Source organism: Sphingobium sp. BS19, assembly GCF_027925545.1.
In the GTDB taxonomy this organism is placed as follows: Bacteria; Pseudomonadota; Alphaproteobacteria; order Sphingomonadales; family Sphingomonadaceae; genus Sphingobium.
The window spans coordinates 1-14,868 of sequence record NZ_BSEF01000001.1 but is presented as its reverse complement, the minus strand read 5'-3'; the positions used below and the strand labels follow the sequence as shown (position 1 = coordinate 14,868).

Below are 14,868 nucleotides of genomic sequence, written 5' to 3'. Positions count from 1 at the left end.
CCGGAAAATCTGAAAGACTATCCAACAACAATGGCCCCGGCGGTCACAAGACCCCTGGAGCCGCAAGAGCATCCGGCAATGTTCAGCTCTGTATTTTCAGCCCACGAATAACGAGCGAAGAATCGAATCTTCCCCCGAAAGGCCGTCGGACAGGCGCGCCCTATACGCGGGGACACCCAAAGGGTCAACAGCGCCATTGTGTGGGAGCGTCGCGCCGCCCTCAGGTTAAATATCCGTCATGTTGTAGCGTAGCGCAACATTGGAAGCGGATGACTGTTAAGACGGTCATGTCCATCACAAGGAGCGGCCCTATGCGCCTTCCCCTCATTCCCCCGGCTGATCTCACCCCCGATCAGGCCCCGCTTTACGAAGATATGAAGAAGGGTATCGCGTCCAATTTCAACGCATTCAAAACCATTACCGACGACAGCGCGCTGATCGGCCCCTGGAACGCATGGTTGCACGAACCGCAAATCGGCGCGGCAGTATGGAACCTAACGAAGGTGAGGACGGCGCAGGCCACCCTGCCCGATGCAGAGCGACAAATCGCCATTCTGGTGGTCGGTGCGCATTTCGATGCCGCGTATGAAGTCTACGCCCATATCGCCGTTGCCGAAAAAGATGGGATGACCGACGCCCGCCTCTCAACACTGGTGGCCGGATGTCGCCCGACCGATCTCTCCGAAAGCGAAGGCTGCGCCTATGATGTGGCCTATGCACTGGTGAATGGCGGCATTTTGCCGGAGCCTTGCTATTGCCGTGCCGTCGAATTTTTCGGGCAACATGGCGCCAATGAACTCATCTATCTGGTGGGGCTCTATTGCATGGTGTCGATGACGCTGAACGGTTTCAATGTGCCGGTGCCTGACCGGCAGTAGCGCCCTCCCCTTCCGCTCGACTCCACCAGGCGCTAAGGCAGGTCGATGAAGACCAACGCCCTGAATATCACCCGCTCCATTCTCGGCCAGCCCTGGCACTGGCGAGGCAAGGGCACGGACGGGCGGGCCGCGGGGTTCATGCCCGACGATCTTGTCACGCAATTGCTGCTGGCGCGCGGTTGCGACCGGGACGATGTGGAGATGCACCGCATACCCACCATCCGCGCTTTCATGCCCGATCCCAGCCTGTTTCAGGATATGGATAGGGCGGCGGAGCGCATTGCCGATGCGGTACAGTCGGGCGAGCAGGTTACTATCTTTGGCGATTACGATGTCGATGGCGCGACCAGCGCGGCATTGCTGATACGCCTGCTGCGCGATCTTGGTTTGACAGCGCGGGCCTATATTCCGGACCGGCTGATGGAAGGCTATGGCCCATCGGGTGAAGCGCTCGTGCGGCTGGGCGCAGAAGGCTCTTCGCTGATCGTGACCGTTGATTGCGGCGCGCAGGCTTTCGAAGCGCTGGCTATGGCGCGCGAGGCTGGCGTGGACGTGATCGTCGTCGATCATCACCAGTGCGCCAGCGCCCTCCCCCTCGCCCATGCGCTGGTCAACCCCAACCGGCTCGATGAAAGCGTGGAAGGTGCAGCGTTCGGTCATCTGGCTGCCGTTGGAGTCGCGTTCCTGCTGGGTGCGGCGCTGATCCGTACATTGCGGGCACGGAACTGGTTTGCCGCGCGGCCTGAGCCTCGTCTGATCGACCTGCTCGATATCGTAGCGTTGGGCACGGTGGCGGATGTGGCGCAACTGCGCGGCCTGAACCGCGCCTTCGTGTCGCAAGGCCTCAAGGTCATGGCGCAGGGGCGCAACATCGGCCTCGTCGCACTGATGGAAGCCAGCCGCCTGAAGCGTGCGCCTTTGTGCCACGATCTCGGCTTCGCACTAGGGCCGCGCATCAACGCTGGCGGGCGTGTCGGTAAGTCCGACCTTGGCGTTCGTTTGCTGACGACGCAGGATCCCGATGAAGCGCGGGAGATCGCAATCGAACTCGACCGGCTGAACGAGGAACGCCGCGCCATCGAAGGCGACGTGCAGGCGCAGGCCGAAGCATTGAGCGCCACGCAGCACAACCGCGCAGTCGCCGTGATCGCAGGCGACGGCTGGCATCCCGGCGTTATCGGCATTGTCGCGGGACGGCTTAAGGAAAAGCTTGGGCGCCCGGCGATCGTCATCGCGGTTGACGAGCATGGTGTGGGCAAAGGGTCGGGCCGGTCGATCAGCGGTGTCGATCTGGGCGCGGCGGTGCTGGCGGCCAAGGACAGCGGCTTGCTGGTCGCGGGAGGCGGACATGCCATGGCCGCGGGCTTGACGGTCGCCAAAGGCGGTGTCGAAGCGCTGGCGGAGTTTCTGGACGCGCGCCTGTCCGCAGACGTGACTCGGGCAATGGGATCCAAGTCGCTGCTGATCGATGCGGTGCTTAGCCCCGGCGGCGTCAATCCTGATTTCGTGGCGGCCATCGAACAGGGCGGCCCCTATGGCACTGGATGGCCCGCACCGCGAATAGCCACCGGGCCGGTGCGCGTTATCAAGGCCGATATCGTCGGTACGGGCCATGTTCGCGCGATCGTGGCCGGGGACGATGGGAAATCAATCAAGACCGTTGCTTTCCGGCAGGCGGAAACCGACCTTGGCCGCGCGATTCTCGGCGCGCCGCGCGATCGGCGCTTATGGATTGCCGGTCGCGCCAAGATCGACGATTGGGGCACCCGCCCCGCCGCCGAACTGCATCTGGAGGATGCCGCCTGGGCCGATTAGGCAGCGATTGCCGGAGCATTGGGCATGATCGCAGATTCCCGCCGCTTTGGGGTTGACCGCAGAAAATGAAAACCCTAATGCGGCCTCCGCTTCTGGCGCTGCCTTTCGATAGGCCCGTCCATTGGCCCCATCGTCTAGCGGTTAGGACGCGGCCCTTTCACGGCTGAAACACGGGTTCGATTCCCGTTGGGGTCACCATTGCTAGCCGCTTTGTCCGCGGCCATTGCACAAGGCCCCTTCGTCTAGCGGTTAGGACGCGGCCCTCTCACGGCTGAAACACGGGTTCGATTCCCGTAGGGGTCACCAAATAAATCAATGCCTTAGGCTGGTGCAGCTGCCTTTTGTCAAATATCCATCAAATATATCCATACGGACGGGAGCGGACCCGTCGCCCGGAGGATGTTCGCTGAGGGTTGGTCCCCGCAAGCATTCGAGAGCGAAAGCTCGCCTCTTACCCGCAAATCGAATCCTTCTCTTAATCAGCGGGTCCTTGGTTCGAGCCCAAGTGCGTCCACCAATTTATCCATATATTTCAACGTATTAAATGGCCGTTGGGCCAACTGGATTTCCGCTCGCAGATCGCTAGGTAGCTCTCTAGGTAGCAGCGGATCCGGCGACGGTTGATCAAGGTATTGCGACGAAAAGCTGGCTCCAGCGTGTGCTCGAGCCTGTCTTGCTCTATCAACACTTGGGGTTCAGTAACCCGGATTGAGAATCGCGGCGTTTTCCGCAGTGCTTCGACAACTGTATCGGTCACTGCCCGCACTCTCGGCATGTGGCGCATGTCCACATGCACACCTATCCAGATGTCTCGAACAAGGTCAGGTCTGTCGGGGTACAGGCGAATTAGCCCGAGCTCCCCATCGGCACGATAGCGGGCGAGCGCCGCAACCCCGGCCCCTGCAAGAGTCGCGTGAACCTGCACTTCGCGGCTGTTGGAGCGAAAACCGATAAGCGCATCGGGAAAGGCATCCCGCAGCAGTCGGGTTAGCCCTGTTTGCCGCGAGAGGCGCCGAACGGGCGATCGGTGCCGGCGCAGGTCCGGTCGCTTCTGTCATCATGGGCATGATAACGGCATGCTTTGGCGGCATCGTCCGTGACACGCTGAGCCAGGAGCGGTCCATCATCTTTTCCTACGAGATCTACGTGACCGCCGCATTGGCCGCTGCAATCACTTTCGTTTGCACCAACGCGCTGGGCATTGACCGGGAAGTCGGCGTGTCCGCGGCATTCATGGTAGGCTTCGCACTGCGCGGAGGCGCAATCAGGTACGGCTGGTCATTGCCACGCTATCGGCCACGCCAAGGCCGCCTCCGCGCGAATGACGGTGCCTGACTGCGGTGTTCGACTGGTCTGGCGATCCAGCCCGGCCGAACAACAACTGAGATTTTCATGATTAATGGACGGAGGAGAGATCCACGGACAGCATATATCGTGTGGTTATAATGTGATAAGTTTTCCGAAACCCCCACCACTATCCCCAATATGGGTCTTGCGACCAGTCGATTGTAGCTCGCGACAAGCCCATTCTGGTAGCCGGTCTGGGCCTTCATCGGCACCCGTTTTTGCGATTTTTGCCGATTCACTGCCCTTGCCCACTGGCTCACAGCAGCAGGTGACAACTCGCTTAAGCAGCGATATGCGAGCACACGACGACCATCCCGAATTCCGCCGCACGTGCTTGGTGTTTCAGTTCTATTGTCGCTCCGTGGCCGTATATCAGGCACTTCAGTCGCGAACGACGCTGGCGCGAAGTCGGAATTTACAGACGGATTTTGACCGATGGTAATTCCAGGTAAGTGTCAAAGATTTATCGTAATGAGGCATCTTGGCCTAATTTTTGCGCAATGTGGAGGAAGTCATGCCGCAGAACGACCCATTGACGTCATCGGTGGAAACTGAACCCGGACCAGCTTGGGGATGGATCCTGGCTTATGGCGTGCTTGTTGTCCTGATCGGATCGCTGGCGTTGGGCAACCCGCTGGCGACGGGATTGGCCACGGGTTTTTTGCTTGGTGTGATGTTGCTGACCTATGGTCTCGTTGCCCTGATTTCTGGCCTGTCTTCGCTTTCGAAGCGGGGGCGCTGGATTGAGGCGCTGCTGGGCCTGCTCGGGGTCGCGGCAGGGGGTTTCGTCCTCTTCGCGCCCTTTGCCGGTGCCTTGTCGCTGGTCTGGGCGATCGGATTCTGGCTGTTCGTTGCCGGGATTCTCGAATTGGTGAGCGCGATCAAGGGATCCCATGATCGGGGATGGCGCTTTGCGCTCGGCCTGCTCGACATCGTGCTTGGCGGATTCCTCCTGTTTTCAGGCCCGGCGAGCAGCCTTGTGTTCCTGGCGGGAATCGTTGGGATCAGCTTTCTCCTCCGCGGTGTCTTCCTTATCATCCTGGCGCTCGGCTTGCGCCGCCTGTCCCGGAGTCTTTAAGCGTGCGGCGGCTGGCGTTGATCCTTCTGGCGGTGGCGGTGGCGGTGATGGCGCCGCAATCTGTCGCGTATGCGAGCGATCAGTCTTTCGGGACGTGGAAAAACCCGCAGAACAGCGTTCATGTCCGGGTTGAGCGCTGCGGCGAGCGCATGTGCGGTGTCGTGATTTGGGCCAACGAAAAGGCACAGGCAGATGCGCGCAGAGGTGGCACCGATCCTCTTATCGGGTCGCGGCTTTTTCAGGATTTTGCGCTGGAGAGGCCCGGCGTCTGGCGCGGCAGGGTTTTTGTGCCCGATATCGGCAGGACGTTTGCGGGAACCATCAGCGTGATCGATGATGACACGATAGTCGGCAGAGGGTGCCTGGTTGGACGGGTCGGTTGCAGGTCGCAACAGTGGACGCGGCTGAGGACTGATAATTGGCCATAAGCAAGAATGTGAACACCGCATCCCCGAGGGTGAGCGTGTTCCTCATACTTCACGGGAAGTCAGCGCAGGACCCGCGGGTACGAGAGGCAGTTCGCTCGGTCCGGGCCGATGGTCATGACGTCGAGGTTCGCGTCACATGGGAAAATGGCGATGCGGGGCGGTTCGCGAACGAAGCTGTTATGAAGGCGCAGCAAGGCCGCGTGGATCGCATCGTCGCCGGTGGCGGAGACGGCACCGTGAACGAGGTCTTTGCTGCCGCCTTTCGGGCAGGCTCGTTCGGGCACTGTTCGTTCGGTATCCTGCCGCTTGGGACGGCCAACGATTTCGCGCGTTCGACGGGAATCCCCATCGACGACATGACTGCGTCGTTGCGCTTGACCCTTGTCGCACCAGTGTGCTGGATCGACATCGGTGTTCTGGACGACAGCCCCTTCGTCAATCTGGTGACGGGCGGATTCGGGTCACAGGTCACGGCAGAAACCGATCCGGCCCTGAAACATACGCTCGGTGGTTTCGCCTATGTCCTGACCGGCCTGCGCCGCGCACGGGAACTTACCGCTTGCAGAGGCCGCTTCACGGCCCGGCACTTTTCCTGGGAGGGATCGTTTCTGGCATTGGCCATCGGCAACGGCAGACAGGCCGGCGGTGGCATCCAGCTATGCGCCGAAGCGTTGCTGGATGATGGCGAACTCGACCTGATGATCCTGCCGGAATTAGACCGGAACGCGGGGCTCGATGCCCTTGGCCGCTTCCTGCACGAGGGTGCGGGCAGCGTGGATGGTCTCAAGATTACCGCGCGGAGCCCGTGGGTCACGTTCGAAGCCGAGGAGGATATTTTTATCAACCTTGATGGTGAAACCCGGTCGGTTAGCCGCTTTCGAGTGGGGTGCCACAGAGGCGCGCTGCCGATACACCTTGGCCATAATCTGCTGCTCGGAACAACAAACCCAACCGATGACGGTTGATGGAATGGGCGCAGCTTCCCCACAAGGAACCTTCGTTCATCCCTTGGTGGTAACCTGCGCTCAAATTGACGATCGTCCGCGCTGCATTGAGTACGGCAGCTTTGCGCCCGGAGCCGGGTGGTTTTCGGACCCGACCATCCCAAACCATGTCAAGCTTCGCTTTCCGGAGCGCCGCCAAGGGCCTGGTATAATGCGACATGGGCCGTCAGGCGATCGCTGCGCACCTGCAGGATCGCGAGCTCCACCGAGAGTAACGCACGCTGTGCGTCGATCTGCTCCAGATAGGGCGAATAGCCCGCGCGATAGCGATTGGTCGCATGGCGAAGTGCATCGGCGACCGCTTCGCGCTGGGCCACAAGCGCGCGTTCCTGTTCCCCAAGGCGGTCGATCAAGACCAGTTGATCCTCTACTTCGCGGAATGCCGTCAGCACCGTTCGCTGATAGGCAAAGGCGGCCTGATCGCGCTGCGCAGTAGCGGCGTCGAACTGTCCTTCCAGCCTTCCGCCGCTAAAGAAGGGCGCAAGAATGCTGCCGCCAAGCGACCATATACCGACCGGATCGTCCAGCTGGGACGACAGCACCGCACCAGCAGAGGCGGCAAGGCGCAGCTGGGGGAGAAATTGGGCCCGCGCGGCGCGCATGCGGGCATCGCTGGCCGCAAGATTGAATTCCGCCTGCGCGATATCGGGCCTGCGCCGGGTCAATTCGCTGGGAAACACGGCAGGGATGGCAGGGGTTTGCAGCCCTGCAAAATTTCCGCCCCGCGCGAGGGCACGCGGGGTTTCGCCGATCAGCTGCGACAAGGCATTTTCCTGCCTTGCGATGGAGGCCTCGACGGCAGGGATCTGTTGCTGCGCCGCGCGATATTCGGCCTGTGCCTGCCGCAGTTCAAGCTGCGAGGTATAGCCGACTTCGGCGCGATCGCGCGCGATCTTAAGCGCCTCGGCCCGCGCCCCCAGCGTTTCGCGCAAGGTTTCGAGCCGGCGGTCCAGCGTCAGCAGGGTGATATAGCCCGAAACGGCGGTCGCCGTCACTGCAAGGGCGGCAGCTTCGCGCGCGGCCTGTGTCGCCGCGGTATTGGCGCTGGCGGCATCGACCTGCGCGCGGTTGCGGCCGAACAGATCCACCTCATACGCGGCCTGGAACACCGGCTGCACGCCAAGCGAACGCGAGGCGGTGCCAAAGGCGTTCAGGCTGCGCGCCTCGCTCACCCCGGTCGAGCCATCGAGCGTGGGCACCAGCAGGCTGCGCGATGCGCGTTCCTGCCCGCGCGCTTCTCGCACCCGCGCGGATGCGATTGCGATGTCGGGATTGTTCGCCCGTGCCGCCGCCACGATCCATGCAAGGGCCGGGTCGCCAAATGCGTTCCACCATTGCGGCTCGATCTCGGCCCGCCCCTCAAGCGAAGTGCGCCATGCCATCGGCGGCGCCACCGTGCTGGCAGCAGGTATCGGCGCAAGGGCCGGTGCGCACCCGACCAACAGGCTCAGGCTCAGCAGGGGGAGACCGATCCGGCGCATCAACGGTCTCCTGTATGAACGGTGGCAATCACCGACATGCCGGGGCCAAGTCTCTGGGCCGCCCTCTGCCCCGGATCGATACGGATGCGGACGGCGATGCGCTGCGGAACCTTCACGAAATTACCGGCGCCCGTATCGGGCTTGATAACGCTGAACTCGCTGCCTGCGGCAGGCGACACGCTCTGCACCTTGCCCGTTAGCTCAAGCCCGCCCAGCGCGTCGATTTCCAGTGTCGCGCTTTGCCCGACGCGGATTTCGGCGGTCTGCGCTTCCTTGAAATTGGCGACCACCCACAGCCGTTCGGGCACAAGATACATCAGCTGCGCACCCGGCGAGACCAATTGCCCTTCGCGCACCGCAACCTCGCTCAGCCTGCCGGCGCGCGGGGCGCGAATGATCGTGTTGTCGAGATCGATCTGTGCGAGATCGCGCGACGCTGTCGCATTCTCGACCTGCGCTTCCAGCCCGCCCTGCCCGACATTCACCGAACGCAATTGTTCGCGCGCGATGTCGCGCTGGGCCATCGCCTGCGTCACGCCCGCCTGCGCCTGGCGCAGCGCGGCCAGCGTCTGGTCGCGTTCGCGCAAGGATACCGAACCTTCGTCGGCCAATTCATCGACCCGGCGCATATCTGCCTGCGCCTTGGCAAGCTGGGCGCGAGCATTGGCCACCGACGCCTCCTGTAACCTGACCTGCGCCTCGCTTGAACGCCGGTTTTGTCCCGCATTGTCCAGGCTGGCCGTTTGGGTGGCGATCCCGGCCTGTCCTTGCGCCACGCGCTGGCGATAAATGCGGTCGTCTATGCGGACCAGCGCCTGCCCGGCGGCCACCTGCGCGAAATCCTGCACCAGCACTTCGGTTACATAGCCTGTAACCTGCGGGCTGATGATCGTGGTCTGGCCGCGCACATAGGCGTTGTCCGTGGTCTGGCTGTCGGACCGGAAGGGCGGCAATTGCCAGGCATAGAGTGCGGCAAGCGCGCCCAGCACGATGGCAACCGCGAAGAAGATTGTCTTTTTGCGCGATCGTTCGGGCGCCCAGCCTTCCGGGTTTTCCTGCGTCGGCGCCGCGTCGGCAGCGCCGGTTTCAGCCGCAGGTCCGGCGGGTGTCGCGGTCGGTTCCCGGTCGGCGTTGTCGTCGTTCATTCTTTTGCTCCGCCCATGATCGATGCCAGCGCCTCAAGCTCTTTGGCCAGCGGGTTGATCCCCCGGCGGCGGTTGTAGATCCATTTTGCAAGGATCGCCGCGAATGCGAGGGAAGCGATGATGCCGATCAGAAAAAACATGTCATTGAAAGCCAGGATCGCCGCATCGCGCCCGGCTTGCTGCACCAGCTGCCCCGCGCCGCTTGCCTGCCGCAGCACCGGATCGGCGATAGTGCCATTATACGCGGCGGCGCGAAGTTGAATCGCCTGGGCTACAGCGGGGTCACTCAGCGTCAGTTCCCGGCCTATGTCCATCAGGTGGACCTTCGCCCAGATCGTCTGGAACGCCGCCAGCCCGGCAACCCCTGCAAGCCCGCCGAGCGTCTGTGACAGGGAGAAGACGGCAATGAAGCTGATGATGTATTGCATGCCCTGCGCCAATGCGCGCAGCAGCCCCTCCATCATTGCCGAGCCGATGAAATAGATCGCCGCAAAGGCCATCATCGCCTGCGTCCAATAAAAGTTTTCGGGCCGCGACAGCAGGCCCGCCTGCGTGTCGACAAACGCGGCCACCGCGATCAGCGCCAGTGCGACGAGCAAGGGCCGTTGCAGATCGCTGGTATCCAGCCGTGCGATCAGCACCACGAGCCCGATAAAGGTCGCGCCGGTGATGATCCAGTAATAGGTGACGAGCTGGTCGTTGATCATTCCGACGGTGGTCAGCAGGCCGCCAGCGCCAAAGCCCTGTTCCGACAGCAACACGCGCATCAGCGCGCCCGTCGACGCAAAGATCACGATGTCCTTGCTGGTCATCCAGCGGGTGTGGAGCATGGGATTGGCGCGATTGTGTTCGATCAGGAAAGCCGCGCCGATCAACAGGATCGCGCCCGCCAGCGCCCAGCCCAGCCATGGCGTTGTCCACCACTGGATCCTGCCCTGCACCAGAAACGCGCATAGCAGGCCCATGCCGATGGCCAGCAGCGGGAACGTCACGAGATCAAGTTTTTCGAATGCCTTTTCGATTTCGCCCGGCGGAAGCGGCAGGATGAAGACCATGCCGAACGCCATCAGCGACAGCGCGAATTGCAGATCGAACAGATGGGTGATGTCACCCCCCGCGATCAGAGCCGGGGAAATGGCACGCGCCAACGGCAAGGCGATCTGCGACAGGCCCAGCCCGATCAGCACGCCCGCGATCCGGGCCTTCGCCGGCAGGCCCTGCATAAGGTAATAGATGCCCAGCGTGGAAAGGCCGCTGGCCGCGATGCCGGAAATCCCGCGCGAGACAAGTTCGATCCGGTAGCCCGCGTCGAACAGCTGAACGAAATTGGCCAGCAGCAGCGTCGCCATCGCGATCCTGACGAAGCGCTGGATGCCGAATTGCTGGCGTAGCTTGAACAGCAAAATGCTCATGCACGCATTGGTCATGTTGTAGGCGACCGTGACCCAGCCCGCCTCGACCGATGTCAGTGCCAGATGGCCCTGAAGCCCCGGTAAATTGGCCAGCAGCAGCCCGTTCTGGAACCCGCCGAGGATGGCCAGATAGATCCCGATGAGCAGATAGCCCAGCTTGCGCCGCGCCGGATGATCCGGCGTTGCGGGGGACCCGGCCAGAAAAGGGCGCTCGTGCGGCTTGAACACATAGTCCCCGCCCTGGTGCGCTGGTCGCACTGCGTCAGCCACGGCGGAACAACGGTTCGACAAGCGTTTCCTGCAATGCGGCGCGAAAGCTGTCGTCGTCGAGGAATTCGGGCGACCTCTGGGCAAGCCGGTCACGCCGCAGGATGCCGACAGCCGTGCCGAACGCAAATTGCAGGAGGGCCAGTTCGGGGTGCGGGACGTGGGTGTAGCCGTCCGTCCGGGCCCTTTCAATGAGAGGCAGGAAATGGTCGAGCAGGCGGCGCGTCACGTTCTGGTAGAGCCACTGCGCCCGTTCAGGATCGTGGTCCATGTCGCGCATCATGAAGCGCGCCACCTCGGGCCGGGCGTCCATGAAGCCGATAAATGCACTCATCGATGCACGAAGGGCCGCACCTGAATCGCCAAAGCCGGTGGCCTGGGCGAGCGAAGCCTGTCGCTCTTCTATCCTGTGGCCGACGGCCTCGATGATCCGCTTCCACAATCCCAGCTTCGAACCGAAATTATAGGACACGAGTGCCATGTTGACGCCGGCCGCCTCCGCAATCTCGCGCAGATTGGCCGCATCGAAGCCCTTGTCGGCGAATATCGCAACCGCGCTGGTCATGATCGCCTTCGCCGCATCGATTTCGTTCGTTTGGGGCCGGCCACGTCCGCGTGCGGTTTGTGTCATGATGGATCCTTCTGCGCGCCATGGAGGAACCCGCCAAGTAGCCGCGCGGACTAATTAATCAAGTGATTAATTATTGTTTCGGATGCAAGGCCGGGTACGCCTCGCCTCGAGTGCGCGACCATTCTATCCCTCGGATCACGCTTGAACCCGGTGGCGCGGCTTGCCGGGCATTCAAAGGCGCGCCCAGCTAGACGGAACGAGCGGACCGCCGACCTCGATCGCCTTTTTCAGCCCGGCTTGCCAGTGCAGCCGGTCCCGATAGGACTGCAGCGCCGGATAGCTATCGAGCGCCCCGCCCATATTGGCCATTTCAAGCGTATAGACCATCTGCATGTCGGCCAGGGTCAGCTGCTCGCCCATCAGGAATGAGCCTTTGCCCACGCCCTCGGCGATATAGGTAAGCACGTCTTTGCCCCGCGCCGCAGCGAATTGCGCCATCGCATCGGGCAGCCCGCCCATCATCCGGCCCAGCAATGGCAGCAGCAGCGGGAAGCTGGCGGACCCTTCGGCCAGATCGAGCCACTGGTCATGCATCGCACCTTCGGCAGTGCCTGCCTGGGGGGAATGCCGCCCATTACCATAGCGCGCGTCGACATAGCGCAGGATCGCACTCGATTCCGCTAGCACCAGATCGCCATCGACGATGAAGGGTGCCTTGCCGAGCGGATGGATATGCTTGAGATTTTCAGGCGCTCGCCCATTGACCCGCGCATGGCGGTGCAGCTCGTATTCGATCCCCAGCTCTTCAAGCAGCCAGAGAATGCGCGTGGAACGCGATGTTTCAAGATGATGGACGATGATCATGCGGAAACCCTCTTCAAAATTGCAGGCGCGCGCGAAATGATCAGGCGGCGGGATGGCTGTCCCGTTCCGCCGCTTCGCCCAGCTGGCCGACAAGTGCGTGGGTCAGTTCGTGCAGGGCGACGATCCGGTCTTCCTCGATCCCGACCTTCTTCGCGAGCGTGCCCGGTATCTCCTGCGCTGCAGACTTCAGCGCCCGGCCCTCGGAAGTCGGGGTGACCAGCACACGGCGTTCGTCCTGCGGATCGCGCATGCGCGCGACCAGCCCGGCACGCTCCATGCGTTTCAGCATTGGGCTGAGCGTGCCGACATCGAGGTGCAGGCACGCCTGCAAGTCGCCCACCGTCACCGGCTCGCGCTCCCAAAGTACCAGCATCACCAGATATTGCGAATAGGTCAGGCCCAACGGTGCCAGCAACGGCCTGTACAGCCGCTGGATCAGATTGGTCGCTGCATATAGGGGGAAGCACAGCTGGCGATCGAGGCGCAGCAATTCGTCCCCCTCCTGCTTCGACGGATGGCGTTCCGTCGTCATGGGCGCGCCCTTAAGCCTCGGCTCGGACCGAGAGTTCGACATCGATATTTCCGCGCACCGCGTTGGAATAGGGGCAGACCTTGTGTGCCTGCGCAACGATCGTTTCCGCCGTATCCTGATCGACACCGGCAATCGCGACATCGAGTGCAACCGACAGGGCAAAACCGCCATCGGCATTCGGGGCCATCGAGACGGTGCCGACTACTGTAACGTCATCATCAGCGATCTTATGGGTAGTGCGGGTGACATGAATCACCGCATTGCCGAAACAGGCGGCATAGCCTGCCGCAAACAGCTGTTCGGGATTGGTCGCGCCGCCCTTGCCACCCAGCGCGGCAGGTACGGCGAGATCGAGTTCCAGCAGTCCGTCGTCGCTGGCGATGCGTCCGCTACGCCCGCCGGTGGCAGTGACCTTGGTAGAATACAGTGCGCTCATGATTGGAGTCCTTTTGCAAGATGAAGCCATCATATAGCTAGCCATCTAGCACTACTTTGGCAGAAATGTGATTTTTGGGATTCCCAAGGAGGAAAATCCCTGATTCATAGAGAGCCGGCTTTTCTGGAGGCTGGCGATGGAAGCAGACTGGCGGAGCGAACTCGAGGCATGGCTTTCGCCGTTCGCCGCGGCGTTGCGGAACAAGACGCGCCGACGGATGTGCCCGGCTTACATTGCGGGCCTGATTGGCCCCGGAGATCGCAAAAGTGTTCAGCCGATGGCGGCACGGGACGACGAGGTCAGCTACGACCGACTTCATCACTTCGTCGGCAGCGGCATCTGGGACGAAGCTCCGCTGGAGGCGGCGCTGCTTGCTGAGGCCGACCGGCAAGTTGGGGGCGATAATGCCTGGCTGATCATCGACGATACGGCTTTGCCCAAGAAGGGCCGACACTCGGTCGGTGTGGCGCCGCAGTATGCCTCGGCGCTCGGCAAGAACGCCAACTGCCAGACGCTGGTGTCGGTGACGCTGGCATCGCGCGAGGTACCTGTGATGGTGGGCTTGCGTCTGTTCCTGCCGGAGAGCTGGACGAGTGATGCGGCCCGCCTGGATCGCGCCGGGGTTCCAGAAGAGCTACGGCCTTACCGGACCAAGCACGAGATCGCGCTCGCTGAGATCGATAGGGTCCGTGCCGCCGGTGTTCGCTTCGGCTGTGTCCTTGCCGATGCCGGATACGGTCTCTCTGCGCCCTTCCGGCAGGGCCTGAGCGAGCGGGGCCTCGCGTGGGCTGTTGGCATTCCGTTCAAACAGAAGGTTTACCCCGCCGATGTCAGCATGGTCTTTCCCGTCGCCACTCGGGGGCGCCCGAGAAAGAACGCAATACCCGACATAACTTCGATCTCGGCGCAGGCGATGCTTGAGACGCTACCATGGCGCAAGGTCAGTTGGCGGCGCGGCACCAAAGGAAAACTCTCGGCCCGCTTCGCCGCTGTTCGTGTGCGTGTAGCAGACGGGCCACCGCAGCGTATCCACGATATGGGCGCTCAGCACTTGCCAGGCGAGGAAGTCTGGCTCGTCGGCGAACATCGCTCTACCGGCGAGCGCAAGTACGACCTCTCCAACTTGCCCACCGACACGCCGATCAAGCAACTGGCCGGCGCCATCAAAGCGCGCTGGGTCTGCGAACAGGCACATCAGCAACTCAAGGAAGAACTCGGCCTCGACCACTTTGAAGGTCGGTCGTGGAAAGGCCTGCACCGACATGCCCTGATGTCCATGATCGCCCTCGCCTTCCTCCAGTCACTCCGGCTCAAGCAGGGCAAAGGGGGGAAAAAGAATCTCAGGCCCTCCACCGAAACCGAGCCTGCCAGCAATCAGACAAGCCATCATTGACCGCCTTACCAGACCGCCGGACAAACCATGCCCTCACTGCGGGCGTCGACCTACCGACCCTCCAAACCAAAATCTGCCAAAGTAGTGCTAGTCACGTGAATCCGAAGTTCGGCTCATTGTTTTTTGACAGAAGCGTTTGACGGAGGCGAGGATCTCGTCTGCGGATTTGACCCACTTGTAGGGTTTGGGGTTTTCATTGTGTGCTTTGATGAAGGCG

Annotated in this window: 14 protein-coding genes, 2 tRNA genes and 1 pseudogene; 9 read left to right on the top strand and 8 right to left on the bottom strand. The window is 62.1% G+C overall.

Annotated features, from left to right (window positions below):
• Positions 1–311 precede the first annotated feature (311 nt).
• From QMG56_RS00085 to yegS, 8 genes are all read left to right on the top strand, one after another.
• The gene (locus QMG56_RS00085) at positions 312–878 is read left to right on the top strand and encodes a carboxymuconolactone decarboxylase family protein (protein ID WP_281820438.1); all 567 of its coding nucleotides are present in this window, start codon (positions 312–314) and stop codon (positions 876–878) included.
• Between the two features lie 45 nt (positions 879–923).
• Entirely contained in the window at positions 924–2,693 is a 1,770-nt protein-coding gene (recJ, locus tag QMG56_RS00080) for a single-stranded-DNA-specific exonuclease RecJ (protein WP_281820436.1), read from the top strand.
• Between the two features lie 123 nt (positions 2,694–2,816).
• Positions 2,817–2,891 (top strand) — tRNA-Glu (locus tag QMG56_RS00075).
• 33 nt (positions 2,892–2,924) lie between these two features.
• Positions 2,925–2,999: transfer RNA gene (locus QMG56_RS00070), tRNA-Glu, on the top strand.
• Between the two features lie 687 nt (positions 3,000–3,686).
• Complete coding sequence (locus tag QMG56_RS00065) at positions 3,687–4,028, top strand: trimeric intracellular cation channel family protein (protein WP_246385899.1); 342 nt, start codon at positions 3,687–3,689, stop codon at positions 4,026–4,028.
• Positions 4,029–4,584: 556 nt separating this feature from the next.
• Positions 4,585–5,118, top strand: a complete 534-nt coding sequence (locus QMG56_RS00060) for an HdeD family acid-resistance protein (RefSeq protein WP_281820434.1) — start codon at positions 4,585–4,587, stop codon at positions 5,116–5,118.
• Positions 5,119–5,120: 2 nt separating this feature from the next.
• A complete protein-coding gene (locus tag QMG56_RS00055; protein WP_253204242.1) occupies positions 5,121–5,546 on the top strand; it encodes a DUF2147 domain-containing protein in 426 nt (141 codons plus the stop codon).
• Positions 5,547–5,554: 8 nt separating this feature from the next.
• Positions 5,555–6,511: a lipid kinase YegS gene (gene yegS, locus QMG56_RS00050; RefSeq protein ID WP_183613246.1), complete on the top strand. Its 957-nt coding sequence runs from the start codon at positions 5,555–5,557 to the stop codon at positions 6,509–6,511.
• 149 nt (positions 6,512–6,660) lie between these two features.
• Here yegS and QMG56_RS00045 read toward each other — a convergent pair whose 3' ends face one another.
• The 7 genes from QMG56_RS00045 to QMG56_RS00015 form a co-directional block, all read right to left on the bottom strand.
• The gene (locus QMG56_RS00045) at positions 6,661–8,031 is read right to left on the bottom strand and encodes an efflux transporter outer membrane subunit (protein ID WP_183613245.1); all 1,371 of its coding nucleotides are present in this window, start codon (positions 8,029–8,031) and stop codon (positions 6,661–6,663) included.
• Positions 8,031–9,176 (bottom strand): HlyD family secretion protein, encoded by a 1,146-nt coding sequence (locus tag QMG56_RS00040; RefSeq protein WP_183613244.1) that lies wholly within the window; start codon positions 9,174–9,176, stop codon positions 8,031–8,033. The genes QMG56_RS00045 and QMG56_RS00040 overlap by 1 nt, the downstream gene beginning before the upstream one ends.
• Positions 9,173–10,858, bottom strand: a complete 1,686-nt coding sequence (locus tag QMG56_RS00035; protein ID WP_281820430.1) for an MFS transporter — start codon at positions 10,856–10,858, stop codon at positions 9,173–9,175. Before QMG56_RS00035 ends, QMG56_RS00040 begins: the two co-directional genes overlap by 4 nt.
• Entirely contained in the window at positions 10,851–11,486 is a 636-nt protein-coding gene (locus QMG56_RS00030; protein WP_183613242.1) for a TetR/AcrR family transcriptional regulator, read from the bottom strand. Before QMG56_RS00030 ends, QMG56_RS00035 begins: the two co-directional genes overlap by 8 nt.
• A gap of 171 nt (positions 11,487–11,657) precedes the next feature.
• Positions 11,658–12,290, bottom strand: coding sequence for a glutathione S-transferase family protein (locus tag QMG56_RS00025; protein ID WP_281820427.1), 633 nt, complete (start codon positions 12,288–12,290; stop codon positions 11,658–11,660).
• Positions 12,291–12,330: 40 nt separating this feature from the next.
• On the bottom strand, positions 12,331–12,822 hold the full coding sequence (locus QMG56_RS00020) for a MarR family winged helix-turn-helix transcriptional regulator (protein WP_183613240.1): 492 nt from the start codon (positions 12,820–12,822) through the stop codon (positions 12,331–12,333).
• A 10-nt stretch (positions 12,823–12,832) separates the two neighbouring features.
• Positions 12,833–13,258, bottom strand: a complete 426-nt coding sequence (locus QMG56_RS00015; protein ID WP_183613239.1) for an organic hydroperoxide resistance protein — start codon at positions 13,256–13,258, stop codon at positions 12,833–12,835.
• Positions 13,259–13,394: 136 nt separating this feature from the next.
• On the opposite strand from QMG56_RS00015, the gene QMG56_RS00010 reads away from it, so the two are divergent.
• Positions 13,395–14,651, top strand: a complete 1,257-nt coding sequence (locus QMG56_RS00010; RefSeq protein ID WP_183615353.1) for an IS701 family transposase — start codon at positions 13,395–13,397, stop codon at positions 14,649–14,651.
• 87 nt (positions 14,652–14,738) lie between these two features.
• On the opposite strand, the pseudogene QMG56_RS00005 reads toward QMG56_RS00010, so the two are convergent.
• Positions 14,739–14,868 (bottom strand): annotated as a pseudogene (locus QMG56_RS00005) (IS630 family transposase); the annotation flags it as partial.

Excerpts from the sequence above, each read along its gene's own strand:
- QMG56_RS00085 (WP_281820438.1), top strand. The coding sequence starts at position 312 with ATGCGCCTTCCCCTCATTCCCCCGGCTGATCTCACCCCCGATCAGGCC.
- recJ (WP_281820436.1), top strand. The coding sequence starts at position 924 with ATGAAGACCAACGCCCTGAATATCACCCGCTCCATTCTCGGCCAGCCC.
- QMG56_RS00045 (WP_183613245.1), bottom strand. The coding sequence starts at position 8,031 with ATGCGCCGGATCGGTCTCCCCCTGCTGAGCCTGAGCCTGTTGGTCGGG.
- QMG56_RS00040 (WP_183613244.1), bottom strand. The coding sequence starts at position 9,176 with ATGAACGACGACAACGCCGACCGGGAACCGACCGCGACACCCGCCGGA.
- QMG56_RS00030 (WP_183613242.1), bottom strand. The coding sequence starts at position 11,486 with ATGACACAAACCGCACGCGGACGTGGCCGGCCCCAAACGAACGAAATC.
- QMG56_RS00025 (WP_281820427.1), bottom strand. The coding sequence starts at position 12,290 with ATGATCATCGTCCATCATCTTGAAACATCGCGTTCCACGCGCATTCTC.
- QMG56_RS00020 (WP_183613240.1), bottom strand. The coding sequence starts at position 12,822 with ATGACGACGGAACGCCATCCGTCGAAGCAGGAGGGGGACGAATTGCTG.
- QMG56_RS00015 (WP_183613239.1), bottom strand. The coding sequence starts at position 13,258 with ATGAGCGCACTGTATTCTACCAAGGTCACTGCCACCGGCGGGCGTAGC.
- QMG56_RS00010 (WP_183615353.1), top strand. The coding sequence starts at position 13,395 with ATGGAAGCAGACTGGCGGAGCGAACTCGAGGCATGGCTTTCGCCGTTC.